Origin of the sequence: Eudoraea sp. (genome assembly GCF_039969275.1) — a bacterium.
Classification (GTDB): Bacteria; Bacteroidota; Bacteroidia; order Flavobacteriales; family Flavobacteriaceae; genus Eudoraea.
Window position 1 is genome coordinate 26,269 of record NZ_JBDVOC010000002.1, and the last position, 24,151, is coordinate 50,419.

General features: G+C 36.4%; 25 protein-coding genes. 19 read left to right on the forward strand and 6 right to left on the reverse strand.

What is annotated here, in order from left to right; translation table 11 throughout:
* Nucleotides 1-43: 43 nt before the first annotated feature.
* Nucleotides 44-2,494 (reverse strand): TonB-dependent receptor, encoded by a 2,451-nt coding sequence (locus ABJH90_RS00155; RefSeq protein ID WP_348139437.1) that lies wholly within the window; start codon nucleotides 2,492-2,494, stop codon nucleotides 44-46.
* A 388-nt stretch (nucleotides 2,495-2,882) separates the two neighbouring features.
* Here ABJH90_RS00155 and ABJH90_RS00160 point away from each other — a divergent pair, with 388 nt between their 5' ends.
* Nucleotides 2,883-3,242, forward strand: a complete 360-nt coding sequence (locus tag ABJH90_RS00160) for a CoA-binding protein (protein WP_348139440.1) — start codon at nucleotides 2,883-2,885, stop codon at nucleotides 3,240-3,242.
* Here ABJH90_RS00160 and ABJH90_RS00165 read toward each other — a convergent pair.
* Nucleotides 3,239-4,702 (reverse strand): sodium:solute symporter, encoded by a 1,464-nt coding sequence (locus ABJH90_RS00165; RefSeq protein WP_348139442.1) that lies wholly within the window; start codon nucleotides 4,700-4,702, stop codon nucleotides 3,239-3,241. The genes ABJH90_RS00160 and ABJH90_RS00165 overlap by 4 nt on opposite strands.
* Before the next feature lie 58 nt (nucleotides 4,703-4,760).
* Between ABJH90_RS00165 and recR the strand changes: the two genes are divergently transcribed.
* The 13 genes from recR to ABJH90_RS00230 all read left to right on the forward strand — a co-directional run bounded on the left by recR (nucleotide 4,761) and on the right by ABJH90_RS00230 (nucleotide 15,380).
* Nucleotides 4,761-5,381, forward strand: coding sequence for a recombination mediator RecR (gene recR / locus ABJH90_RS00170; RefSeq protein ID WP_348139444.1), 621 nt, complete (start codon nucleotides 4,761-4,763; stop codon nucleotides 5,379-5,381).
* An 89-nt stretch (nucleotides 5,382-5,470) separates the two neighbouring features.
* Nucleotides 5,471-6,826, forward strand: coding sequence for a dihydrolipoamide acetyltransferase family protein (locus ABJH90_RS00175; protein WP_348139446.1), 1,356 nt, complete (start codon nucleotides 5,471-5,473; stop codon nucleotides 6,824-6,826).
* 181 nt (nucleotides 6,827-7,007) lie between these two features.
* Nucleotides 7,008-7,784 (forward strand): exonuclease domain-containing protein, encoded by a 777-nt coding sequence (locus tag ABJH90_RS00180; RefSeq protein WP_348139448.1) that lies wholly within the window; start codon nucleotides 7,008-7,010, stop codon nucleotides 7,782-7,784.
* A gap of 19 nt (nucleotides 7,785-7,803) precedes the next feature.
* Nucleotides 7,804-8,415 (forward strand): fumarylacetoacetate hydrolase family protein, encoded by a 612-nt coding sequence (locus ABJH90_RS00185; RefSeq protein ID WP_348139450.1) that lies wholly within the window; start codon nucleotides 7,804-7,806, stop codon nucleotides 8,413-8,415.
* A complete protein-coding gene (locus ABJH90_RS00190; protein WP_348139452.1) occupies nucleotides 8,416-8,754 on the forward strand; it encodes an Hpt domain-containing protein in 339 nt (112 codons plus the stop codon).
* Complete coding sequence (locus tag ABJH90_RS00195) at nucleotides 8,754-10,001, forward strand: competence/damage-inducible protein A (protein WP_348139454.1); 1,248 nt, start codon at nucleotides 8,754-8,756, stop codon at nucleotides 9,999-10,001. Before ABJH90_RS00190 ends, ABJH90_RS00195 begins: the two co-directional genes overlap by 1 nt.
* A 73-nt stretch (nucleotides 10,002-10,074) precedes the next feature.
* On the forward strand, nucleotides 10,075-10,311 hold the full coding sequence (gene rpmB / locus ABJH90_RS00200; RefSeq protein WP_019670388.1) for a 50S ribosomal protein L28: 237 nt from the start codon (nucleotides 10,075-10,077) through the stop codon (nucleotides 10,309-10,311).
* A gap of 21 nt (nucleotides 10,312-10,332) precedes the next feature.
* A complete protein-coding gene (rpmG, locus tag ABJH90_RS00205; RefSeq protein ID WP_297704838.1) occupies nucleotides 10,333-10,515 on the forward strand; it encodes a 50S ribosomal protein L33 in 183 nt (60 codons plus the stop codon).
* A 6-nt stretch (nucleotides 10,516-10,521) separates the two neighbouring features.
* Nucleotides 10,522-10,674, forward strand: a complete 153-nt coding sequence (locus ABJH90_RS00210) for a DUF4295 domain-containing protein (RefSeq protein WP_299163915.1) — start codon at nucleotides 10,522-10,524, stop codon at nucleotides 10,672-10,674.
* A gap of 90 nt (nucleotides 10,675-10,764) precedes the next feature.
* Complete coding sequence (gene ftsY / locus ABJH90_RS00215; RefSeq protein ID WP_348139458.1) at nucleotides 10,765-11,727, forward strand: signal recognition particle-docking protein FtsY; 963 nt, start codon at nucleotides 10,765-10,767, stop codon at nucleotides 11,725-11,727.
* The gene (locus ABJH90_RS00220; RefSeq protein WP_348139460.1) at nucleotides 11,724-12,587 is read left to right on the forward strand and encodes a DUF2911 domain-containing protein; all 864 of its coding nucleotides are present in this window, start codon (nucleotides 11,724-11,726) and stop codon (nucleotides 12,585-12,587) included. Before ftsY ends, ABJH90_RS00220 begins: the two co-directional genes overlap by 4 nt.
* Nucleotides 12,584-14,245: an amidase family protein gene (locus ABJH90_RS00225; RefSeq protein ID WP_348139463.1), complete on the forward strand. Its 1,662-nt coding sequence runs from the start codon at nucleotides 12,584-12,586 to the stop codon at nucleotides 14,243-14,245. The genes ABJH90_RS00220 and ABJH90_RS00225 overlap by 4 nt, the downstream gene beginning before the upstream one ends.
* 91 nt (nucleotides 14,246-14,336) lie before the next feature.
* The gene (locus ABJH90_RS00230; RefSeq protein WP_348139465.1) at nucleotides 14,337-15,380 is read left to right on the forward strand and encodes a DUF481 domain-containing protein; all 1,044 of its coding nucleotides are present in this window, start codon (nucleotides 14,337-14,339) and stop codon (nucleotides 15,378-15,380) included.
* Between the two features lie 44 nt (nucleotides 15,381-15,424).
* Here the strand turns inward: ABJH90_RS00230 and ABJH90_RS00235 are convergent, their stop codons facing one another.
* Complete coding sequence (locus ABJH90_RS00235) at nucleotides 15,425-16,540, reverse strand: serine hydrolase (protein ID WP_348139467.1); 1,116 nt, start codon at nucleotides 16,538-16,540, stop codon at nucleotides 15,425-15,427.
* A gap of 124 nt (nucleotides 16,541-16,664) precedes the next feature.
* Here ABJH90_RS00235 and rimO point away from each other — a divergent pair, with 124 nt between their 5' ends.
* Nucleotides 16,665-17,972 (forward strand): 30S ribosomal protein S12 methylthiotransferase RimO, encoded by a 1,308-nt coding sequence (rimO, locus tag ABJH90_RS00240; protein WP_348139469.1) that lies wholly within the window; start codon nucleotides 16,665-16,667, stop codon nucleotides 17,970-17,972.
* 31 nt (nucleotides 17,973-18,003) lie between these two features.
* Here rimO and ABJH90_RS00245 read toward each other — a convergent pair whose 3' ends face one another.
* The 3 genes from ABJH90_RS00245 to ABJH90_RS00255 are packed head-to-tail and all read right to left on the reverse strand — an operon-like array spanning nucleotide 18,004 to nucleotide 19,870.
* Nucleotides 18,004-19,140 (reverse strand): serine hydrolase, encoded by a 1,137-nt coding sequence (locus ABJH90_RS00245; RefSeq protein WP_348139471.1) that lies wholly within the window; start codon nucleotides 19,138-19,140, stop codon nucleotides 18,004-18,006.
* A 21-nt stretch (nucleotides 19,141-19,161) separates the two neighbouring features.
* A complete protein-coding gene (locus ABJH90_RS00250) occupies nucleotides 19,162-19,401 on the reverse strand; it encodes a hypothetical protein (protein WP_348139473.1) in 240 nt (79 codons plus the stop codon).
* A gap of 16 nt (nucleotides 19,402-19,417) precedes the next feature.
* On the reverse strand, nucleotides 19,418-19,870 hold the full coding sequence (locus tag ABJH90_RS00255; protein WP_348139476.1) for an SRPBCC family protein: 453 nt from the start codon (nucleotides 19,868-19,870) through the stop codon (nucleotides 19,418-19,420).
* Nucleotides 19,871-19,986: 116 nt separating this feature from the next.
* On the opposite strand from ABJH90_RS00255, the gene ABJH90_RS00260 reads away from it, so the two are divergent.
* The 4 genes from ABJH90_RS00260 to ABJH90_RS00275 are packed head-to-tail and all read left to right on the forward strand — an operon-like array spanning nucleotide 19,987 to nucleotide 24,049.
* The gene (locus tag ABJH90_RS00260) at nucleotides 19,987-20,880 is read left to right on the forward strand and encodes a peptidyl-prolyl cis-trans isomerase (protein WP_348139478.1); all 894 of its coding nucleotides are present in this window, start codon (nucleotides 19,987-19,989) and stop codon (nucleotides 20,878-20,880) included.
* The gene (locus ABJH90_RS00265) at nucleotides 20,831-22,315 is read left to right on the forward strand and encodes a peptidylprolyl isomerase (RefSeq protein WP_348139480.1); all 1,485 of its coding nucleotides are present in this window, start codon (nucleotides 20,831-20,833) and stop codon (nucleotides 22,313-22,315) included. The genes ABJH90_RS00260 and ABJH90_RS00265 overlap by 50 nt, the downstream gene beginning before the upstream one ends.
* A 4-nt stretch (nucleotides 22,316-22,319) precedes the next feature.
* Nucleotides 22,320-23,273 (forward strand): MoxR family ATPase, encoded by a 954-nt coding sequence (locus ABJH90_RS00270; RefSeq protein WP_348139483.1) that lies wholly within the window; start codon nucleotides 22,320-22,322, stop codon nucleotides 23,271-23,273.
* A 20-nt stretch (nucleotides 23,274-23,293) separates the two neighbouring features.
* Entirely contained in the window at nucleotides 23,294-24,049 is a 756-nt protein-coding gene (locus ABJH90_RS00275) for a class I SAM-dependent methyltransferase (RefSeq protein WP_348139486.1), read from the forward strand.
* Nucleotides 24,050-24,151 lie beyond the last annotated feature (102 nt).

Sequence of the window (24,151 nt, forward strand, 5' to 3'; positions counted from 1 at the left end):
GAGATAACCAACCAATACCCTTGCATGGTTTATCAATCATTTTTTATAGAATGCCGCCGCCACCTTGCTTAGTATTATTATCCCTTCTTTTTCGTTTTGCAGCTTTGTTTTTTCCACTTCCAAACCGATACGAAATTCCTGCAAAAACAGTTTGACTCTCCCAATTAAACTCACCAACCTGGGAGAAAGGCTTATCGCCTGTAAAAGCAAATTTCATGGTGTTGAATACATCATTGAAATTAATGCTGAATGTGCCTCTACCTTGTGCAAAATTATAGCGGGCACCTAGATTTACAAAATACATGGGATCTACTTCAAACTGAATGGTTCTGTTTTGTCCTCTGTAGAATCCAAATAGTTGAAAAGTTAAATTTTTGGTGGCCTTAAAACTATTATTCATTCTAAAATTCCACGCCGTATTTTTTACCTCAACCTCCTCAGTAATTATATCATCTTGTGTAGCGGTATTATTATCAGTTTGCAAGCTCTCAGTAATTCCGCGCTGCGTTTGGGAATAAAGGTCAAAACTGGCATTAATACTCCACCATTTGGTTAGTTTATAGTTACCTGATACTTCGATTCCATATGCCGAGGTATTGTCAAAATTGTCGAAGGTTAATATAATCTTGTTCAGATCCAATCGGTCTAAATAAACCGCTCTGTTAATTTCATCCTTAATACTCCTGTAAAATAAACCTGAGGTTATGCTTCCATTTTTCATACGCCTTGTATAATTTACTTCAAAAGAATTGGTGAACTGAGGTACAAGAGTTGGATTGCCAAAGGAGGATATTAAAGGAGTGGACCATTCCCTGATAGGATTTACCTGTGTTAATCCCGGGCGGTCTACACGTCTGCTGTAACTTAATTGAAACTGATTTTTGTCTGAAGGGCTATAAGTAACAAAACCAGAGGGATAAAGCTCTGTATAGTTATCTGTAAATGCCCTAACCTGGTTGGTGTCTGCCTTAACTTCAACATCTTCCACCCGAAGTCCTACCTGATATCCCCACTTCTCATAGTTCTGACTAAAACTTGCATATGCTGAGTAAATATCCATGCCATAAACAAAATCTGTATCCGGGGTTGGTATTAAATTTCCATCTGGCGCATAGGAAAGTCCGGTAGAAGAATAATCCACATTGGTTTCAAAAATTCTGGCTTCAAGACCAGCTTCAAGATTGGAAATAGAATCCAAAGGATTAACATAGTCCAGGTTTACTATAGTCTGATCTCTTTTGGTATCTACAAAATCTTGATAATCTGGGAATAGTGTTGTCCCTGTCGATTTAAATTCGGCATTTTCTTCATCTGTAAACCTGTTATAATCTACTTCTAACTCAATATTATGACCCTCTTTTTTAAATTCCAATTTATAGTCAAAATTATATTGTTGGCTATGATTATCATTCTTATTATTAAAGATTTGATTGGTATTGAGTAGCGGATCTTCAAAATAAGTTACTTGTGTCTGGCCGTTTGTTTTCCCATCAAAATAATTTTGGTTGGTAAAAAAAGATAATGTGTTCTTGTCATTTAGATAAAAATCAATTCCTACTTTAAATAGATTAGATTTCCTGTTGTCAAAAAAATCGAATAATTGTTCAGAATTCTCGTCGATCCTGTATATAAATCCATTATTTACATAATTGCCAATATTGTTACCTAAATTCGCATATACATTTACTTTTCCCTGTCTGTAGTTAAGGTCAATTGAACTGTTGAATTTGGCTTCTTCACCAACGGTCAGACCTGTATTTAAACTTCCGTTAAATCCAATATTTGAACTTTTATGAAGAATAATATTTATTAGGCCGCTCATTCCATCTGGATTATACTTTGCAGAGGGATTGGTGATTAGTTCAATAGATTTTATGGAAGTAGAAGGTATCTGTCTTAATAATTGCGCAACCGGCACATTAGATAGTTTGCCATCTATCATAACCCTTACGTTTGAGTTTCCCCTCATGCTAAGTTGCCCGGTTTGCTGATCTACATTTACCGAAGGAATATTATTCATAATTTCCGAAGCTGTGGCCCCTGCAGTGGTAAGGTCTTTGCCCACATTTACTACTTTACGATCTATTCGTTGTTCAATAGTGGTGCGCTCAGCAACTACCTCGACACCGGTTAGTTCTTCTGCTTCTTCATCTAAAGTAATAATTCCTAAATCGGCATTCCGTTTCTCCTTGGATAATGTAAGTTGAAGACTATAAGTCTGATAACCTATAAACTGAACTTCTACTATAAAAGAACCATCTGGTAATTTTTTTATTTCAAATGAACCATCTTCATTGGTGATCGCTCCGGTAATAGTAGTGTTATCAGTAGCAGATTTGATTACAATGGCAGCATATGCAACCGGTTTTTTTTGAGCATTGTCTATTACCTTACCACTTATACTACCCAATAAGTTGTCTGAATTTAAATATGCTGCCCGGGTTAAGAATACCCCGCTAAAAAGTAGGATACCAGCTAGAATTAATTTATTCATGAACTGCTCGATTATGATTGATTGATGATACTTACTTGACGATGGCCCTCAGTTTATGTTACGAGAATTAGTGATTTTAACATATTTTAAAAAAATATTATCGACCTTTTTTATCCCAATTGATTTTATGAGAAAGAAGAAAAATGAAGCAGTATCTTTGTGTATTAATGGTTAGAAAGTGCTTTCAATTAGCCTGATGTAAGAATAAATTAAAACCCCGACAGATCTGTCGGGGTTTCTTTCGTTGATGGGCCATACTAAACACTAACCATTAACTATAAAAATATAGCACCACAACGAATTAATTTTTGGGTGTACTATGAAAAGACGAATTATAATTTGAATAGTTACAGTAATTAACACACTTTAACGAAAAGAGCAATACATTATGAAAACTACACTTGTTTTTGGGGCTTCATTAAACCCTTATCGCTACAGTTATTTGGCAATAAATAAATTATTGGCAAAGCAAATTGAAACCGTAGCTTTTGGGCCAAAGATTGGTGATATATCAGGTGTGAAGATCAGTTCAAACCTTAAAGACTTTCAAAATATTCATACCATTACTTTATATCTAAATGAAAAACGACAAAAGGAGTATTACGAACAAATTATTCAAATGAAACCTAAACGGGTGATTTTTAACCCTGGTACGGAAAATCCTGAGTTTTATAAAATATTAAGCGACAATGTTATTGAAGTAGAAGTGGCCTGTACTTTGGTGCTATTGGCTACGGATCAATATTAATTAGTCTTTCTTCTAATAATATATAATCCAATAAAAGTAAATAATCCATTGACAGGTAAAAGCTCATATCCCACTGCATATCCTCCCAGATAGGCAGGAGGTATATTCGCAATTCCAATGACAAGCAGTACCGATGTTATTGCAACAACCCAAACATAGTTGTCCTGTATCTTATAAGTTGTAAATATCCCAAATGCAAACAGACCCAATAGTGGGCCATAAGTATAGGTAGCTACAGTCAAAAGGCCATCGATAACATTCCTGTCTAAAACGTATTTGAATAGTATGACTATTAGAATCAGGAGCAAGCTCATCCAGATATGTGTTTTTTTCCTTATTATTTTTTGACTGTTTTTCGGCTTCTGTTCAATTCCGAGAAAATCTACACAAAAAGAAGTTGTCAAAGAGGTAAGGGCGCTATCTGCACTGCTGTAGGCTGCCGCAATTAGTCCAAGCATAAAAGTTATTGCCACGGTAACACCCAAACCACTGTTTAGTGCAATTTCGGGAAACAGGAGATCAGATTTTGGCTCCCCGTCCATTAGTGGGGTAGCAATATTAAATTTATCAGCATAAATAAAAAGCAAAGCCCCCAAAAGGAGAAAAACAAAATTTACCACAATCAGAATAAGACTGAAGGAAACCATATTCTTCTGGGCGTCTTTTAAATTTTTGCAGGTCAAGTTCTTCTGCATCATATCCTGATCGAGTCCGGTCATGCAAATAGTGATAAACAAACCACCAATAAAAGATTTTATAAAGTGGTTTTTGGCGTAAAAATCATCGATAAATAAGACCTTGCTGTATTCCTTTAATTCTTCCGAATTAATAAACTCCGTAAAGCTCCAGTCCAATTTTAAATTAATAAAGTATATTGATAACCCTACAGACAATAGCATAAACAAGGTCTGCAAGGTGTCTGTCCAAACTATCGTTTTAATACCCCCTCGAAAGGTATATATCCATATTAAGAGAATGGATAAGACCACGGTAAGTTCAAAGGGTACATTCCAGGCGTCAAATACAAACTGTTGTAGAACTATGGCGACTAAAAACAGCCGGAAAGAGGCTCCTAACACCCTGGAAATAAAGAAAGATAAAGCACCTACTTTGTAACTGACAATTCCAAAGCGTTCTTTGAGGTACTCATAAATGGAGATAACATTCAGGCGGTAATAGATAGGCATCAGAATAAAAGCAACAACAAAATATCCTACGAGGTACCCGAAAACAACCTGCATATAACTAAACTGGGAACTTTCTACCCAGCCGGGAACGGATATAAAAGTGACACCGGATAATGAAGCGCCAATCATACCAAAAGCTACCAAATACCACGGCGACTGTTTTCCTGCTTTAAAAAAATCAGCATTGGAATCGTTTTTTCCGGTGAAGTAAGAGATTAGCAATAGCAAGAAGAAATAACCGCCAATAAGAAGCAGAATATGCGATGCTGTCATAAAAATAAATTACTAGCGCAAAGTACAAAAACTTAAAACATTATGTAATTTTGCCTTTATGGAATTTTCATCTAAACTCTTAGAAAATGCGGTTTACCATATGTCTCAGTTACCGGGAATTGGTAAACGTACTGCTTTGCGGTTAGTACTTCACCTATTAAACCAGCCCGGAGAACAAACTTCAGATTTATCTAGTTCACTTATGGCGCTTAGAGAGGAAATTAAATTTTGCTCAAATTGCCATAATATATCAGATGTTGCACTATGTCAAATCTGTGCAAACCCTAAAAGGGAGCAAGACATGGTTTGTGTAGTTGAGGATATTAGAGATGTAATGGCCATTGAAAACACAGGTCAATACATAGGGTTATACCATGTGCTTGGGGGCAAAATATCCCCGATGGAGGGTGTTGGGCCTCAGGATTTGACCATTTCCTCTTTGATCTCAAAAGTAAGCCAACATCAGATAAAGGAACTGATTTTTGCACTGAGTTCTACCATGGAAGGTGATACCACTAACTTTTATATATTTAAACAATTAAAGCCTTTTGATATAAAAATCTCTACAATAGCCAGAGGTATTTCGGTAGGAGATGAATTGGAATATGCAGATGAAGTGACATTGGGAAGAAGCATTCTTAACAGAATTCCATTTGAAGGTTCCTTGAAGGCTACATGAGGATAATTCATACAATAAATTTAAATATAGGGGCGTTTTTTTAGTATTTTTGCAAAATATTTATTCAAAAAAGCACTTTAAATAATAATATGGCAAAGTTTGAATTGAAATTGCCGCAAATGGGTGAAAGTGTTGCAGAAGCAACCTTAACTGCTTGGTTAAAGGAGGTAGGCGATACAATAGAAATGGATGAGGCAGTTTTTGAAATTGCAACAGATAAAGTAGACTCTGAGGTACCCAGCGAAGTTGAGGGTGTGTTGCTGGAAAAACTTTTTAATATAGACGATATCATCAAAGTAGGACAGACGGTGGCAGTTATAGAAATGGAAGGAGGATCGGAGTCTGCAGCAGCCACCTATGAAGGCCAAAAAGAAGAATCAACTGAAATTCTTCCAGAGGAAGTGGCCGTTATAGAAGAAAAAGTGGCCAATGTTCAGGAACTTGTTGGTAGTACTGCTCAAAGTATAGCCGACACCACTCGCTTCTATTCTCCCCTTGTTAAAAATATTGCCAGAGAGGAAGGTATAACCACAGCAGAACTGGATGGCATAGAAGGTACTGGCAAAGAAGGCCGGGTTACCAAAAATGATATTTTGGACTATATAAAGAACGGCAAGCCTGAAATCACTCCGGTTGCAAAGCCTGTTGTAACCCCGGTTAAGCCACCTGAGCCTTTAAAGCAGGAAACGGATGTTAGTACAGAACCGCATCAGGTTACCAGAGTACAGTCTAATGGTGAAGATGAGATTATTCCATTGACAAGGATGGGTAAACTTATTGCCCACCATATGATAGAGAGTATCTCAACTTCAGCGCATGTGCAAAGTTTTATTGAAGTAGACGTTACCAAGGTGGTTGCATGGAGGAATAAGGTTAAGGAAGCTTTCCAGAAAAGTGAAGGAGAAAAGTTAACATTTACGCCTATTTTTATGGAGGCTGTTGCGAAGGCCTTAAAGAAATATCCAATGGTTAATATTTCAGTTGAAGGGGAAACAGTGATAAGGAAAAAGAATATTAATATTGGAATGGCTGCTGCATTGCCCGATGGAAATCTGATTGTACCTGTAATAAAAAATGCAGATCAGCTAAATTTGGTTGGAATGGCCAAAGTAGTTAATGATCTTGCGAACAGGGCAAGAAACAATGCACTAAAACCAGATGAGATAAAAGAAGGCACCTATACAGTCACAAACGTGGGCTCTTTTGGAAGTGTTTTTGGAACTCCTATTATTAACCAGCCACAAGTGGCTATATTGGCCTTGGGGGCCATTAGAAAGATGCCGGCTGTTATAGAAACAGCAGAGGGCGACTTCATTGGTATCCGCAGCAAAATGTTTCTTTCACATAGTTATGATCATAGGGTAGTGAATGGGGCTCTTGGCGGCATGTTCGTTAAAACCGTTGCAGACTATCTTGAGGCCTGGGATATCGATAGGGAGATTTAGTCTTTTTTTAGAGGTTTTTGAATACGAAATATTTAGCTTTTCATTTCAATAATACCACCTTTAATACTTTTAGACGATATGTTAATTGGATTACCTTTATTTGAAATCTCTTAAAAGATAGGTTTTTAAGTCCTGTTTAACTTTATTTTAAAAACTATCTTTACTTAAATATCCCACAAAAATGGAACTAAAACTCAGCAAACCCATATGTTTTTTTGATCTGGAAACCACGGGGACCAATGTGGCTAAGGACCGGATCGTTGAAATTTCCATTCTGAAAGTATATCCTAATGGCAATAAAGAAAGTAAGACCTGGTTAGTTAATCCTGAAATGACCATTCCTGATGAGGTAGTTGCTATTCATGGTATTTCTAATGAAAAAGTTGCCAACGAACCTACATTTAAGGAATTGTCCAGAGAAGTTTACAACATAATAAAAGACTGCGACCTGGCCGGGTTTAATTCGGATCGCTTTGATATCCCTCTGCTGGCTGAAGAAATGCTTCGTTCAGAAATTGATTTTGATCTTAAAAACATGTTATCCGTAGATGTTCAAACCATTTTTCATAAGATGGAAAAACGTACCCTGGAGGCTGCATATAAATTTTATTGCGATAAGGATCTTAATAATGCTCATAGTGCTGAAGCCGATACCATGGCTACGTACGAAGTCCTGCTATCTCAGTTAAAACGTTATCCAGAGCTTGAAAACAACATAAAAAAGCTATCTGATTTTTCAAGACGAAAACAGTCTGTGGATTTTGCTGGTTTTATTGTTTTGGATGAAAATGAGGATGAAGTTTTTTCATTTGGGAAACATAAGGGTAAAAAAGTGCTGGAAGTACTGGACCAGGAACCAGGATATTTTGGATGGATTTTGAATGCTGATTTTCCACTTTATACAAAAAAGGTACTTACTCAGATAAAACTAAGTCAGCTGAATAATAAATTAAGCTAAAATATTTAAGAAATTATAGATGAAGATCATTTGTATTGGTCGTAATTATGTGGATCATATAGAGGAACTGGCCAATGAAAGGCCCAAGGATCCGGTGGTATTTATCAAGCCCGATTCTGCAGTTCTTCCAAAGGAACAAGATTTTTATATCCCGGAATTCTCAAATGAAATTCATTATGAAATAGAAGTTTTGGTAAAAATTAAAAAAGTTGGTAAACATATTAATGAGAAATTTGCCCATACCTATTATGATGAGATTGGGCTTGGGTTAGATTTTACAGCCAGGGATCTGCAATCCAGGTTAAAAGAAAAAGGTCTTCCCTGGGAAATTTCTAAAGGTTTTGATGGTTCGGCTGTTATTGGAAAATGGGTAGATAAGAAAAAATTTAAAGACTTGAATAAACTGAATTTTTCACTTTCCAAAAATGGGGCTATTGTCCAAAAGGGGAATACAGCTTTAATGCTATGGAACATAGATTCACTCATCTCATATGTCTCTAAATTCTTTATGTTAAAAAAGGGAGATATAATTTTTACCGGAACTCCCGCGGGTGTTGGTAAAATAAGAGCAAATGATTACCTTTCGGCTATGCTTGAAGATGAAGAATTACTTACCGTAAAAATTAAATAAATGATATACAGTTTGGATAAAATAAATGAGATGGCTGAAGGAGATGAGGATTTCATCAATTCTGTCATTTCTGTATTTCTTGAGGAAGTGCCCCAGGATCTTGAAGATCTAGAGAAGGCAATTGAAAATGGTGATTACGAAAATGTCTATAAACTGGCGCATAAAATTAAACCGAATGTAGATTTGTTGGGCATGGAACAGAGCAGAGTAATTGCCCTGAATATTGAAACATTAGGTAAAAATCCCGATAATAAGGAAGAAATTGAGAAAAAGTTTCCGCTTCTAAAGAAAGATATTCATCAGGTAATTTCTGAACTTAAAAACGATTTTAGTTTCTGATGCTTGCAGAAATTATTACAATTGGCGATGAAATTCTAATAGGACAGATTGTAGATACCAACTCTGCCTTTATTGCCGGTGAATTAAATAAGATTGGAGTTTCAGTCTTCCAGATAACTTCTGCTCAGGACGATAGAGCTCATATTCTAAAGGCTTTGTCAGATGCCGAAAAGCGGGCAAAAATTATTATCATTACTGGCGGTTTAGGACCAACCAAGGATGATATAACAAAGCATACGCTCTGTGAGTTTTTGGATGATAATCTGGTTGAAAACAAGCAGGTATTGACTCATATAGAAGAGTTGTTTAAGAATTATATTGCCACACCTATTTCCAATGTCAACAGGCAACAGGCTTTCGTTCCCTCTAAAGCTCAGGTATTACACAATGCCTATGGTACTGCTCCGGGGATGTGGATTACAACTGAAAAAGCCACTTTTATTTCTCTTCCGGGAGTGCCTTTTGAGATGAAAAATCTTATAAACAATGAAGTTATCCCAAAGATTGTGGCAACTTTTGATCGTCCGCATATTTACCATAAGACAATAATGACCTATGGCATGGGGGAAAGCGCCATTGCGGCAAGAATAGAGGATTGGGAGGAAAATTTACCTTCTTTTGTTAAACTGGCCTACCTCCCTAATTTGGGTAAAGTTCGGTTGCGATTAACTGCGAAAGGAGCAGACAAGGATGTCATAGAAGATGCTGTCAAAAAAGAATCAGCAAAATTATATTCCATAATCGGGGATATCATATATGGTGAAGAAGAAGATGGGTCTATAGAATCTGGAGTTGCTAAATTGCTAACTTCAAAGAAAATGACCCTGGCCACAGCTGAAAGTTTTACCGGAGGCAAAATTGCAGAACAAATTACAGCTATTCCAGGTGCCTCAGCTTATTTTTTAGGGAGTGTGGTAAGTTATGCCACTCAGGTCAAAATAGATGTTCTTAATGTGCCTGAGGAGTTGGTAAAAAAGAATTCTGTAGTTAGCGCTGAAGTTGCAAAAGCAATGGCTGTCAATGTCAGGGAATTATTGAAGGCAGACTTTGCTATGGCAACAACGGGCAATGCGGGCCCTGCAAAAGGTGATTCTGATGCTGACATAGGGACTGTTTATATTGCAATTGCTGCGCCGAATAATGTTTTAGTGGAAAAATTTAAAATGGGAAATCACCGTACAAAAATCGTTCAAAAAGCAGTACATAAGGCTTTTCAGATGCTGCAAAAAGAAATTTTAAAATTCTAGAAGAGAATTTTGTCCATCACACAAAAATGAATTAAATTTGCACCCTGTTTAAAATCAAGTAAAAAATAGCGTAATGTCAAAAGTTTGTGAACTTACCGGAAAGAGAGCTATGTTTGGGAATAATGTATCATTCTCTATCAATAAAACAAGGAGAAGATTTGATGTAAATCTTTCCAAGAAACGTTTTTATATTCCGGAAGAAGATAGATGGATCACTTTGAAGGTTTCTACAAGGGCTCTTAAATCGATAAACAAAAAAGGCATATCTGCTGTTTTAAAGGAAGCTAGAGCTAAAGGATTGATTAAATAATCCTTCAATATATAGAATACGATGGCAAAAAGAGGAAACAGAGTTCAGGTGATATTGGAGTGTACAGAGCATAAAAACTCTGGTATGCCGGGAACATCCAGATATATTACAACCAAGAACAAGAAGAATAGCCCTGATAGGTTAGAGGTTAAAAAATTTAATCCTATTCTCAAGAAAATGACTGTTCACAAAGAGATAAAATAAGAAAGCATGGCAAAGAAGACGGTAGCAAGTTTACAATCTAGTTCTAAAAGACTTACCAAAGCTATAAAAATGGTAAAATCACCTAAAACAGGTGCCTATACTTTTGTAGAATCTGTTATGCCACCAGAAATGGTGAACGAATGGTTGAATAAGAAGTAACAAACTAACTAAAATTGAGTTCTGAGCCGCTTTCTATTGAGAGCGGCTTTTTTAATTTCATATATTTGTCTAACGACTTTTTGAGGTAACATGAGCTTATTTAAAAAAATATTTACATCCCAGAAAAAAGAAACATTAGACAAAGGATTAGAGAAAACTAAAACCAGTTTTTTATCCAAACTAAGCAAGGCAGTAGCGGGTAAATCCAAAGTAGATGATGACGTTTTGGATAATCTCGAAGAAGTTTTAGTGACCTCTGATGTAGGAGTGGCTACTACGCTCAAAATTATTGAACGAATAGAAGCCAGGGTTTCCAGGGATAAATACATGGGTACAGATGAACTTAATAGTATTCTGCGTGAAGAAATAGCTGGCTTATTGTCAGAAACTCATGTGGGTGAAGAGGAAGAATTTAGTGTGCCCAAAGACAAAAAACCATATGTGATTATGGTTGTTGGAGTTAACGGGGTAGGTAAAACAACCACAATTGGAAAACTGGCCTATCAGTTTAAAAAACAAGGATTAGAAGTAGTAGTTGGTGCTGCCGATACTTTTAGGGCGGCTGCAATAGATCAGTTGCAGGTATGGGCAGATCGTGTGGACGTCCCTTTAGTGAAACAAAAAATGGGTAGCGACCCTGCCTCCGTGGCTTTTGATACTTTGAGCTCAGCCCTTACCCAGGGTGCAGATGTTGTTTTAATTGATACCGCCGGCAGATTGCATAATAAAGTCAACTTAATGAATGAACTTGGCAAGGTAAAACGCGTTATGCAAAAAGTCATTGATGATGCGCCACATGAAGTACTTTTGGTACTCGACGGATCCACCGGTCAAAACGCATTTGAACAGGCCAAGGAATTTACAAAGGCTACGGAAGTAACCTCGTTAGCTGTAACAAAATTAGATGGTACGGCCAAAGGAGGAGTAGTAATTGGTATATCAGATCAGTTTCAAATTCCGGTTAAATATATTGGTGTGGGCGAAGGAATAGAAGATCTTCAGGTATTTAATAAATTTGAATTTGTGGATTCATTCTTTAGTATAGCCAATTGAAATGTTTAATCTTCATATTTTTTACATTCTTACCAACAGTACTTGTTGCACAAATTGAGGCTCCTAAAGCTAGTCCGTTTGCAAAACTGGAACAGGATGTTGGACTAACCAGAATCACGGTTGCCTATTCCAGGCCCGGAGCAAAAGGAAGAAAAGTAATTGGCGGTCTTATTCCTTATGGGCGTATTTGGCGTGTTGGCGCGAATGAGTCGACCAAATTTACTGCAGATACTGACCTAACTATTATGGGTAATAATTTACCTAAAGGCACTTATGCGCTTTATGCCTTTCCCTACAAAGATTACTGGGACGTAGTTTTTCACAAAAATACGGAGCATTGGGGTGATGGAAGAAAAGCTTATGACCCAAATGAAGATGCTTTCAGGATAATGATAAAACCACAAGAAATTCCTAATTATCAGGAAAATTTCCTGATTACTTTTGATCAAATTGACCACAATGCCATCAATATGCTTTGGATTTGGGAGCATACACTTATAAAAATCCCCATATCCGTGGATACTGATACCAAAATGAGGCAGGTAATTACCTTGAGTATCGCAAAAGACCCCTCTGCTCAAACCTATTATGAGGCGGCACGCTATCTGCAGGAACAGGGAAAATCATATAAGGAGGCACTTTCATACCTGGATAAAGCGATTGAAATAGGAGGGGATACCTATTATTTTTATAGGGTTAAATCTTTGGTTGAAGCTGCTTTAGAAGATTATTCAAGCGCCATAAATTCTGCAAAAAAATCAATGGAATTAGCACAGAAGGAAGGGAAAGATGAATTTGTTCGTATGAATGAACAAAACATCTCTATTTGGAGCACCAAACAAGTAAATATAAAACAATGAAAAAGCTAATTTTCCTACTTGGGCTACTATTAATCAGCTCTTGCAAGGAAACTAAGAAAATAGATTATTCCTCTGTAGTACTTTGGGAACCCTATAATGATTCCTCTGAAGTGGCCGCAAGCCAGACAAATGAGAAAGCCCGTATGCGTTTTAAGCTAATACAATCCAGGGTATCTGATAAAAATGAAATCTTCAGACCACTATATCACGAAGTAGTTAAAATGTCCAATAGTGAATATGAACAATTAAAACCTTTAATTCTTGAACAGGATATACCCACTATTCAAGCACATATAAAGGAGGGAAAATTGACCTATGAAAAATTAGTTCTGTTTTATCTTTATAGAATTTATCGTTTTGAGCTGGATAGCAGCACTACATTAAATACTATAATCGCATTAAATGAAAATGTAGTAGAAGAAGCCAGGGAGCTGGACAATTTAATTTCGGAAGACCGTCATCAAATTTTTGGTATGCCCATTCTTCTTAAAGATAATATTGGCACAGCCGGGATGAATACAACGGCAGGATCAATTGCTCTGAAGGATAATGAAACTGAAGATGCTTTTATTGTTAGGCAATTAAAGAAAAACAAGGCTTTGATATTGGGTAAAGTTAATCTTAGTGAATGGGCCTATTATATGTGTAATGGCTGTCCTTTAGGTTACAGCGCTATTGGTGGTCAAACACTAAATCCGTATGGCAGGCGAGTTTTTGAAACAGGAGGTTCCAGTGCAGGAAGCGGAACTGCAATTGCCGCGAACTACGCAGTGGCGGCTGTTGGCACGGAGACTTCCGGATCTATTCTTTCTCCATCGAGTCAGAATTCCGTCGTTGGGTTAAAACCAACAATTGGACTTTTAAGCAGGACGGGCATTGTGCCAATTTCCAGTACACTTGATACTCCCGGACCAATGACTAAGAATGTTGTGGATAATGCGATCTTATTATCAGCAATGACGGGCAAGGATGCAGCTGATGAAAAGTCAGTTAGTACCACTGAAGATTTTGTTGAGGCTGTTGAGGATTCAGGAAGCCTGAAGGGAAAACGTTTAGGGGTATTCAAAGATTTGCTGGAAACGGATTCTATTTATTTGAATACGGCTAATAATCTGAGAGACCTGGGGGCTGAAATAATTGAGTATACTGCACCAGAAGTATCCATGGATGGGTTTCTAACGCTTCTCAATATTGATATGAAAAATGATCTTCCGAAATACCTTAAAGAAAACGCCCAAAATAAAGAGTTAATTCCTATGAGAAACCTTAAGGATATTGTTGAATTTAATTTAGCTGATTCCTTATTACGTATTCCTTACGGGCAATCCATTTTTGATAGCATTCTTAAAGATTCTACAACATTAGAAGAACTGGAAGTTATTAAAAGTAGATTGGAGAAAAATGGAAGACTATTTTTCGATACCGCTATGGATCATGAAAATTTGGATGCTATTTTATCCATTAACAATTACCATGCTGGCTATGCTGCTGTGGCAAAATATCCGGCATTAACAATTCCCATGGGATATAAGGAAAGCCTGGAACCCATAAGCCTTACATTTATTGCAAAGCCTTTTCATGAGCGTAACTTACTTCAACTAGGTCGCGTATTTGAAGCAGCTATAAAAATTAGAAAACTGCCAAAGGGATATAATTAAATCTGGAATTTCTTATCTTTTCCAAAAAGAATGTAAACCAGACGTAATTGACGCTTCAAATCTTAAGAAGTACAATTGCAAAACCAAAAATTTGAATAAGACTACAGTACATATTATTCTTTTTCTAGTAGTAGCGATGACTACACAGCTGGAAAGTCTCGCCCAAAAAACAGACACTATTGTTCATGTTAACGGTAATGTGCTTAAAGGAGATTTAAAAAAAATGGAATACGGCATCATTACATGGAAAATGGACGGTATGGGAACAATAAATGTTGAAGAACCTTTTGTGAGTTCTATTATTTCTAAAAAACAGTTTGAAATAGTACTGAAAAATGGACTCATTTATTTTTCTTCTTTTGAAGCTTCTGATAGTACTGGGGAAGTAATTATTACAAATGGAAGCGAGAAAGTATCAATAAAAATTGATGATATTGTTGAAATTCATCCCATTAAAGGGAGTTTTTGGATGAGATTTAGTGGAAATGTGAGCCTCGGCGCCAACTATGCAAAAAGCAGCAATTTAACTACAGTAGCCTTTTCTGGAGATTTAGATTTCAGAAAAAAGAAAAATGATTTAATTTTAACCTGGAATCTAAATTTGTCTTTTCAGAATGATAGCACAATTACCAGGAACTCGGAAACTTTTCTAGCGTGGCAGCGTTTATTTAATAATCATTGGTCTTCTCTTGTAAGCCTTGGGACCAGCCAGAATTTGCAATTGGGAATAAAACGCAGATATACTTTAAGCTTGGGGGCATTGAAGGATATTACCTATAACACATGGAGTAGACTCTATCTGGCCGGGGCTTTGAGTACTGTTAGTGAAACTTCTTTTGATGCCAATAAACAAGCAATTCAAGATCTTGCAGGAACAATACGTTTGGCTTATGATATATTTAAATATACTAGGCCAAAAATCTCTTTAAGGTCCAATATAAATTACATACCATATTTTACCGGTGACTCAAGAACTAGAGCAAGCCTTAACCTGACCCCAAGCATTAGTTTAATGGATAGTAATTTTAAGGTGGGTGTTAATTTTTACTACACTTATGATAGTAATCCTCCTGAAAGTTCTTTATCTAATGAAGACATTGGAATTAATCTCCAGTTAACCTATACAATAAATTGATAGAATAGTTAAAAAAAATATGCTAATTCTGAAAGAAAGTATTTTTAGTTTATAAGGTTCATAATCTTTTCCCAAAGGGCATTATCAAAACTAGATGGCCCAAGCAAGTTCTCCCCCGTATTATCGCCCATTCTGACTATTACAAGACCCTTACTGGGAACTATATATAATTTTTGATCATTTTTACCCAGGCCAGAATAAGTATCTGCTGGTGCATTGGAAATTAGCGGTTCGTCAATTACTACTTGCAATGAGGGCGCCATATAGCTCTCTTTCCCGTTGAGCCACCATAGATATCCATAAGATTTGTTTAGCCCTTGAGACGTATTTTTCATTTCTGAAATATAATCCGGATCCCCTAAAATGGTATCTCCATCCCAAATACCATTATTCAAATTAAGCAAACCGAACCGAGCCATACTTCTGGCCGAACTAAAATATACATTGTTCAAACCATTCGTGGATAACCAGAAGCCATTCATTCCAATTCTGTTTCTCAAGTTAGTATTGAAGAAATTACTAAATGAAGTGTTTGCTGCTACACTTACCACATTTTGTAATAGTGTATAAGGCCCGTTTTGATAGGCCCAACGGCTACCCGCATCGGCTTCATATTCCAGGCAATCAGCAGTAACACAATCAAAGGCCGTATCCTTTAAGCCGCTCGTCATGGACAATTGATTCTTTATAGTAATCATATTTTCTTTATCCATAGGCGCTGAGGTCCAGCCTTCACCAAGATAGGTGGAACTTTTTTCATTTATATCCAGCAACTCCATCTCCTGGGCAATCCCAACTGTAAATGCAGTGAGTGTTTTTCCCGCTGAAGCCCAATACCAGAGACTGTCCTTGGTAAAAGTCCCAAAGTATTCCTCTAAGGCAATTTTGCCGTCTTTTAATATGATAAATGCTTTGGTATCCTTTTCCTGCAGGAAATCTATTAGTTCCTGTTCCGCAATGGAATTCCAACCCAATTCTTCAAGACTTTCAGTTTCCCAATCATCAGAGTTGGTTCCTGGAAAATATAAGGAAGGGCCGGGGTTTTGATCCGGACCGTTTTCTTCAATTAATATGTCTGAAAAATCATTGGATTTATTGTCGCAGGACAAACAGCCCAGGAGTACTAAAATTAAAAATAGTCCTTGAATTTTAGATTTCATTTGGTTTTAATTTCAAGTTAGACCAATGCTATTATTAATGGTTTAACGAGAAATGAGAAGAATTCTTGTTAAATGGCTGCTCTTCTTCTATTGTATTGTATTTTTGCACGGCTAAAGAAAACCCATGCGAACGAAGTCGGTAAAGAAGAACAGAATAAATGTTGTTACTCTTGGATGTTCAAAAAATGTCTATGACTCTGAGGTTCTTATGGGACAGCTCAGAGCGAATAAAAAAGAGGTGGTTCATGAAGAGGAAGGGAATATAGTTGTTATAAATACCTGCGGGTTTATTGCAAATGCCAAAGAGGAAAGCGTGAATACCATTTTGGAATATGTAGTTAAAAAACAGGCAGGAGAGGTAGATAAAGTTTTTGTTACAGGATGCCTTAGTGAGCGTTATAAACCGGATCTGGAAAAGGAAATTCCTGATGTGGATGAATATTTTGGAACCAGTGACTTGCCAAATTTACTAAAGGCCCTGGGCGCCGATTATAAACACGAATTAATTGGGGAACGCTTAACAACCACACCCAAAAATTATGCCTATTTAAAGATTGCTGAAGGTTGTGACAGACCTTGTTCTTTTTGTGCTATACCTTTAATGCGAGGTAAACACAAGAGTAAGCCCATAGAGGAATTGGTTATGGAATCTCAAAAGCTGGCATCTAATGGGGTCAAAGAATTAATACTAATTGCCCAGGACTTAACTTACTACGGACTTGATCTGTATAAAAAAAGAAACCTGGCCGAATTATTAAAAGAACTTGCTAAGGTGGAAGGAATAGAATGGATTCGCCTTCATTATGCCTTTCCAACAGGTTTTCCTATGGATGTGCTTGAGGTAATGAAGAATGAACCAAAAATCTGCAAGTATCTTGACATACCGTTGCAACATATTTCGGATCCTATCCTTAAGAGCATGCGCAGAGGAACTACCAAAGCCAAAACTACCGCGCTTTTAAAAGATTTTAGGCAAATGGTTCCGGATATGGCCATCAGAACTACACTAATTGTTGGTTATCCTGGTGAGACGGAAGAAGATTTTATGACTTTAAAGAACTGGGTAGAACAAATGCGATTTGAACGACTCGGTTGTTTTACCTATAGCCATGAAGAGAATACGCATGCTTATAAACTGGAAGACGACGTGCCAGAAGAGGTGAAACAAAATAGGGCGAATGAGATTATGGAGCTTCAATCCGGTATTTCATGGCAGTTAAACCAGGAAAAAATAGGTAAAACCTTTCGTTGTATCATTGATCGTAAGGAAGGAAATTATTTTATAGGAAGAACGGAATATGATTCTCCAGATGTGGATAATGAAGTTTTGGTCGATGCAAGGAACTTCTACGTTAAAATAGGTGAATTCGTAGAACTCGAAATTACAGATGCGGCAGATTTCGACCTTTATGGGCAACCCATTAGTTCTTAGTGAATGAATCAAAACTAAGTGTACTCATGACTTATTTTTTTCGTTTTAATTCATAGTTGTAAAATTCCCTTCCAAGGGCCGCTAAAAAGGGAATACCTATCTCATCATATTCATATTTATCGTCGTTGAAAACCCCATCTTTATTGACTAAAATGGTTGCGGTAAGCATAAATTCTACCTTGTTTTTTTTATCTGTTATATAAGCGCAATCGGTTAGGGTACCATAGGCAAATCCTACTTTATTATATATTTTTATATTTTCGGGAATATTTTCTTTTGAATCTCCATACATAAAAAATTTGCAATAACCGTCATAATATTCTGTAGGATCATATCCTACATCTTTAGGTAATGTATGCATCGTCGTTAAAAGAAACTCTCTTTGATCGTTACTTAGATTAAACCTTTCATTTTTGTTAAATAATTCCGGAAATATTATTCTTTTCAATACTCCGTGCTGTGAACCTACTGGATAATAATTCTTATAACTAAGATCGAAAGGTTCATTGAGCAACGAGTCATTTTCGTAATACCCAACGCCCTTTCTTATTCCTACTAAATCAAGGGGCGTAGGTTCTGTATTTATTATAGATGTTGATGTTCCGGTTGTACTGTCATTTATATATAATATAAGCGGCTTGGTAGTTACATCATCGGAATGCACACCTAGTCTGTGCGAAATTCTCACAGGATTTATACCCTTGTTGCTAAGTCTAGTATTAATATCGTCCTGTCCCTGAAATTCAAGTAATCTGTTATTTGCATGATTGTCACTAACAGCAAATATTTTGGAGATGTCTTCTGCAAAAGTATTTTCAACTGAATCTCCTTCAATGTAGTACCGGGTATCTCTATTTAAAGAATCTGTATAATTTAATTTCTCCAGGGCAAGAACGGCAATTGGTAATTTAACAGTACTGGCAGGATAGAAGTATTTCATATCATCCAACTGAAATTCATAATCAGTTAGGATAATACTATCATTACTTCGATCTATTTGGGTATAAAGTATTTGGACTTCATATTGATCAACACGATCAATAACTTTTCGGATTGATGTGTTTTGAGAGGTCAAAACCAATGCCATTGGGTTATTTTCTTTACTCTTGGAATTACATGCCAGTGAGAATAAGAATAGTACAAGAATAGTTAGTTTTAAAGCTTTCAATTCACGGTATATTTAGTTGGGTTATTCTGAATAAACTTCACCCCTATGCGGTATTAGGGCATCACGTACACCTGTCATATTAACTTCTTCGACCACCATGTAGGCAATGCTGTGCATAGAACTTAACTCTGTATTGCCTGTAATATTTGGGCTCAGATTTTCAGCAGCGATATAATCTTTCAAATGCTTTTCGTGATGTCTGGCAACTTCTTTTGCTGTAGGGCCTCTGAAATCCCAGATTAATTTAATTTTTCTACTCACAATTATTCTTGTTATTTTATTTGGTCACCGAGAACCCTTTCTCAGCAAATGCTTTAAAATCGCCTAAATATTTTATTGACTGTTTTTTAAATGCACCAGGCATTATAAAACCCATTATTTTCATCATAAATCCCGAAAATTCAAATTCTGACTCCGAAATCCATTTGGTAGTATGGTCATTAATAACTTCAAAAGTATTTTTTTGAATATTATGAACACCTTTCGCATCATAGGTAGCATGGAATTCATAAGGAAAATTATTCTTTAAGATGGTCTCAACCATCGTCACCTCTCGTTTTCCAATTTTATAATACAATTCCATTTTTGCACCTTCTTTTGTGGGCTCTCCAGATAATTGTTTGTAGCCCAAAAGCCCTTCCTGCCAATGTTTCATATTTTCAGGATTATCCAACTTTTTATGTACCTCGTCAAGGGATAGATCGATGATTATTTCAGTAGTATACTTCATGATAATAAGGTGGTTAGCTCTACTAATGTACTAAATAAAAATATGGAGGTACTAAAAATCTGTTAATCCATAATGTTATTACTTGCCCAGCAGAATTGAATTCTTATTTTTGTCGAATGCGTTTTTTATACCTACTGACAAAAAATATAAGAATATATACAGGAATTGCTATTTTGGTTTTCTTTTTATTTTCGTGTAATTCATTTTTGAAGAATGATGTTAATGAAGAACCATTGGCCAGGGTAGGGGATACTTATTTGTATTGGGATGAGGTTGCAGTTGTTCTTGGTGATAATATTACAAAACAGGATAGTGCATCTATGGTTACCAATTACATAAATAATTGGGCAACAAAGCAGATACTCCTGGAAAAAGCCAAGATTAATTTACCCGATGAAAAGGTTTCGGAATTTGAACAATTAGTCTCTAATTACCGCACAGATCTATATACCAGGGCCTATAAAGAGGCTTTGGTTAATCAGGTAAAGGATACAGTGATCTCTCAAGGAGAATTAAGCAGGTTTTACGAAGAAGAGAAAGAGAATTTTAAGCTCAAGGAAAAAATCATTAAACTCAGGTTTATTGAATTACCCTTACAATTTCTTAATACCAAAGAAGTGACAGAGAGCTTAAAGCGATTTAATGAGGAAGATATTAGATATTTGGATTCAATTGGGGTGCAATTTAAAAAACTAAATTTTAATGACTCACTTTGGGTTCCTGCGTCTCGGGTGATTGAAGAAATACCTCCCTTGAATATTGATAATGAAGACAGATACTTAAAAAAATCACAATTTTTTGAATTAGAGGATGCAATGGGGGTATATTTGACAAAGATAAACGATGTGCTTGGCGTAAATGAAATTGCGCCACTCTCTTACGTCGAACCTACCATAAGACAGGTACTTCTTAATAGAAGAAAATTAGACTACATAAGAAAACTGGAAACAGAAATTATAGATGAAGCAACTAAGGAAAAAGTATTTGAAGTTTATGACAAACAGGAATAGCATACCGTTTGTTTTATGCTTTTTTATTGTTTTGGTCAGTGTACAAGCACAGGAATATGATTCTATCCCTGATACTCAAATAGAACCGCCAGAAACGGTTGTGGTAGCTGATATTGAAGTAAAAAAGGATACTGTAAACACATTTAAGAAAATAAAGCTGGATGGGATTTCGGCGGTAGTAGGGGATTACCTGATTCTGGATTCCGATATTGACAAAACACTGATAGACTTGCGTAGCCAGGGAGCTGCTATGGACGATATTACACACTGTGGTTTATTGGGTAAATTAATGGAAGACCGTTTATATGCCCATCAAGCTGTGCAGGACAGTATTTTGGTGTCTGATGATGAGGTAAATTCTACCAGTGATCGTCAAATGCAACAATTGGTGCAGCAGGTAGGATCTATGGAAAAAGTCCTTAAATTTTACAATAAGGAAAGTGTTGAAGATTTCCGGGAGGAATTGTACAATATTAATAAGTTGAGAATGCTTTCGGAGAAAATGCAGCAAAAAATTATCAGTGAAATTGAAGTGACACCTGAGGAAGTAAGACAATTTTTTAATAAAATTCCCGAGGATGAAAAACCTGTTTTTGGCGCAGAACTTGAAATTTCGCAGATAGTTAAAATACCTGAAATACCTGAAGAGGAAAAACAAAAAACAATTAATAAGTTAAATGAAATAAAAGCGGATTGTGAAGATAATGATGCCAGTTTTAGCGTAAAAGCAATATTATATTCACAGGATCCTGGCTCCAAGTCCAAAGGGGGTTTTTATAGTATGACAAGGGAAACACCTTTTGTAAAAGAATTTAAGGATGTGGCTTTTAGCTTGCGCCAGGGAGAAATTTCTGAACCATTTGAAACTGCTTTTGGGTACCATATTATATATATTGAGAAGATAAGAGGCCAGGAACTGGACTTGCGTCATATTCTGTTGCAACCAGAGATACCTCAATCTTCTATTGATAAAGCAAGAGTTGAATTAGATACCATAAGAAAGCAGTTAATGGATGGTAAATATACATTCGCCGAAGCGGCATTGAATTTTTCAGATGAAAAAGAAACTAAGTTCGACGGAGGGTTATTAAGAAATCCTATTAATTTTGACTCGCATTTTGAACTTACTAAGATGGATCCATCACTATATAATCAGGTAAGGAACTTAAAAGACAACGAAATATCGCAACCTACACTGGAGCAGGATCCAAATGGAGGTCCTCCCAAGTATAAGATTCTGATGGTTTCTAATAGATATGATGAGCACGAGGCAAATTTTGCCCAGGACTATATTAAAATTCAGGAACTTGCATTAAGAGACAAGCAGTTTACTACCATTAGGAAATGGCTTAATGATCATATTTCAGATACTTATGTAAGTGTTGGCGGAGAAAATAGAGATTGTGAATTCGCCAATAAATGGGTAAAGGAATAATCGGATGTCTGACGTTACAGCAATCAACAATTTAGTAGCCAAACATAAGGCTTTAAGAAAAGAAATAGCTAAGATAATTGTAGGCCAGGACTTGGTAATTGACCAAATTCTTTTATCTATATATACAGGGGGTCATTCCTTGCTAATTGGTGTTCCCGGATTAGCCAAAACTTTAATGGTAAATACAATTGCCAGAACTTTAGGGCTCGATTTTAAAAGGATACAGTTTACACCTGATCTGATGCCCAGTGATATTTTAGGAAGTGAGATATTAGATCAGAATAGGAATTTCAAATTTATTAAAGGCCCTATTTTTGCCAATATAATTCTGGCAGACGAGATTAATAGGACACCACCTAAAACACAAGCAGCTCTTTTGGAGGCAATGCAGGAAAGGGCAGTGACAATTACAGGAGTACAACATAAACTTTCCCGGCCATATTTTGTTCTCGCCACACAAAACCCTATTGAACAGGAAGGTACTTATCCCCTTCCAGAAGCGCAGCTCGATCGCTTTATGTTTGCAATAGAGTTAAAATATCCATCTGTTGAGGAGGAAACACAAGTGGTAAAAACAACTACGAATGATGAATTTCCTGAAGTGACTTCCTTATTGAATGCAGAGGAGATATTAGAAGTCCAGCATTTGGTTAGAAGAATACCCGTTCCGGATAATGTTGTGGATTATGCGGTAAAATTGGTAAGCAGCACCCGACCGGGATTAGAGACTTCTTCGGATTTTGTAAAACAATACCTGGATTGGGGTGCCGGACCACGAGCTTCTCAGAACCTTATTTTAGGGGCCAAAGCTCACGCTGCCATTAATGGCAAGTACTCCCCGGATATAGAAGATGTGCAGGCTGTGGCAATGGGAATTCTCAAACATAGAATAATTAAGAATTATAAGGCAGAGGCCGAAGGTATCTCAGAAGAAGATATCATAAATAAACTTCTTTAACATAATATCATGGACATTCTATGAAGAAAGTACATGATCATTTTTCGCATCAGTCTGAATCCTATAAAAAGTATAGACCTTCCTATCCCACGGAACTTTATTCGGAAATTTTACGATTCGTTAATACAAAGGAGAACTGTTGGGACTGTGGCACAGGCAATGGACAGGTAGCCCTTAAACTTTCTAAATATTTCACCCACGTTTATGCAACTGACATAAGCCAGAATCAACTGGATAGCGCAGTAAAGGAAAAAAACATTATTTATAAAAAGGTAAGAGCAGAGCAAAGTGGATTTGAGGATAATCAATTTGATCTAATCACGGTTGCTCAGGCAATACATTGGTTTGATTTCGAAGCATTTCAAAGAGAAATACTAAGAGTAGCTAAAAATGAAGCTGTTTTGGCAGTTTGGGGCTATGGCCTGTGCAAGATAACACCCCCAATAGATGAGCAAATAAATATCTTTTATAAAGAGACTATCGGGTCATATTGGAATGTTGAAAGGAAACATATAGATCTTTCCTACGAAACAATTCCATTTAATTTTAAACAAATTAATGAAGATCGCGAAATGATAATGGCGCATTATTGGGATTTAAATCAATTGAAAGGATATTTAAAGACATGGTCCAGTGTTAAAAACTTTATGAAAGCCAATAATGGTTATAACCCCATTCCAGAATTGATTAACAGCCTGAGAAACGAGTGGAATGAGAATGAAAAAAAGGAAATCCGATTTCCTGTTTTTCTCAAGGTAGGAAGGATTGAAAAATAAAGTGATCTTATAAGCACATTAAATATATAATCCTATTCTAAAAATTTCCTATACCACTCGTATTTTACTAATTTTACGGAATTCAAATAAAAGAAAAAACTC

What these genes read in the sequence shown, in the direction of transcription:
- ABJH90_RS00155 (WP_348139437.1), bottom strand. Translation starts at nt 2,494, where the DNA reads ATGAATAAATTAATTCTAGCTGGTATCCTACTTTTTAGCGGGGTATTC.
- ABJH90_RS00210 (WP_299163915.1), top strand. Translation starts at nt 10,522, where the DNA reads ATGGCAAAGAAGACGGTAGCAAGTTTACAATCTAGTTCTAAAAGACTT.
- rimO (WP_348139469.1), top strand. Translation starts at nt 16,665, where the DNA reads ATGCGAACGAAGTCGGTAAAGAAGAACAGAATAAATGTTGTTACTCTT.
- ABJH90_RS00260 (WP_348139478.1), top strand. Translation starts at nt 19,987, where the DNA reads ATGCGTTTTTTATACCTACTGACAAAAAATATAAGAATATATACAGGA.
- ABJH90_RS00175 (WP_348139446.1), top strand. Translation starts at nt 5,471, where the DNA reads ATGGCAAAGTTTGAATTGAAATTGCCGCAAATGGGTGAAAGTGTTGCA.
- ABJH90_RS00235 (WP_348139467.1), bottom strand. Translation starts at nt 16,540, where the DNA reads ATGAAATCTAAAATTCAAGGACTATTTTTAATTTTAGTACTCCTGGGC.
- ABJH90_RS00190 (WP_348139452.1), top strand. Translation starts at nt 8,416, where the DNA reads ATGATATACAGTTTGGATAAAATAAATGAGATGGCTGAAGGAGATGAG.
- ABJH90_RS00270 (WP_348139483.1), top strand. Translation starts at nt 22,320, where the DNA reads ATGTCTGACGTTACAGCAATCAACAATTTAGTAGCCAAACATAAGGCT.
- ABJH90_RS00275 (WP_348139486.1), top strand. Translation starts at nt 23,294, where the DNA reads ATGAAGAAAGTACATGATCATTTTTCGCATCAGTCTGAATCCTATAAA.
- ABJH90_RS00195 (WP_348139454.1), top strand. Translation starts at nt 8,754, where the DNA reads ATGCTTGCAGAAATTATTACAATTGGCGATGAAATTCTAATAGGACAG.
- ABJH90_RS00225 (WP_348139463.1), top strand. Translation starts at nt 12,584, where the DNA reads ATGAAAAAGCTAATTTTCCTACTTGGGCTACTATTAATCAGCTCTTGC.
- ABJH90_RS00255 (WP_348139476.1), bottom strand. Translation starts at nt 19,870, where the DNA reads ATGAAGTATACTACTGAAATAATCATCGATCTATCCCTTGACGAGGTA.
- ftsY (WP_348139458.1), top strand. Translation starts at nt 10,765, where the DNA reads ATGAGCTTATTTAAAAAAATATTTACATCCCAGAAAAAAGAAACATTA.
- rpmG (WP_297704838.1), top strand. Translation starts at nt 10,333, where the DNA reads ATGGCAAAAAGAGGAAACAGAGTTCAGGTGATATTGGAGTGTACAGAG.
- ABJH90_RS00185 (WP_348139450.1), top strand. Translation starts at nt 7,804, where the DNA reads ATGAAGATCATTTGTATTGGTCGTAATTATGTGGATCATATAGAGGAA.
- ABJH90_RS00160 (WP_348139440.1), top strand. Translation starts at nt 2,883, where the DNA reads ATGAAAACTACACTTGTTTTTGGGGCTTCATTAAACCCTTATCGCTAC.
- ABJH90_RS00165 (WP_348139442.1), bottom strand. Translation starts at nt 4,702, where the DNA reads ATGACAGCATCGCATATTCTGCTTCTTATTGGCGGTTATTTCTTCTTG.
- rpmB (WP_019670388.1), top strand. Translation starts at nt 10,075, where the DNA reads ATGTCAAAAGTTTGTGAACTTACCGGAAAGAGAGCTATGTTTGGGAAT.
- ABJH90_RS00180 (WP_348139448.1), top strand. Translation starts at nt 7,008, where the DNA reads ATGGAACTAAAACTCAGCAAACCCATATGTTTTTTTGATCTGGAAACC.
- recR (WP_348139444.1), top strand. Translation starts at nt 4,761, where the DNA reads ATGGAATTTTCATCTAAACTCTTAGAAAATGCGGTTTACCATATGTCT.
- ABJH90_RS00265 (WP_348139480.1), top strand. Translation starts at nt 20,831, where the DNA reads ATGAAGCAACTAAGGAAAAAGTATTTGAAGTTTATGACAAACAGGAAT.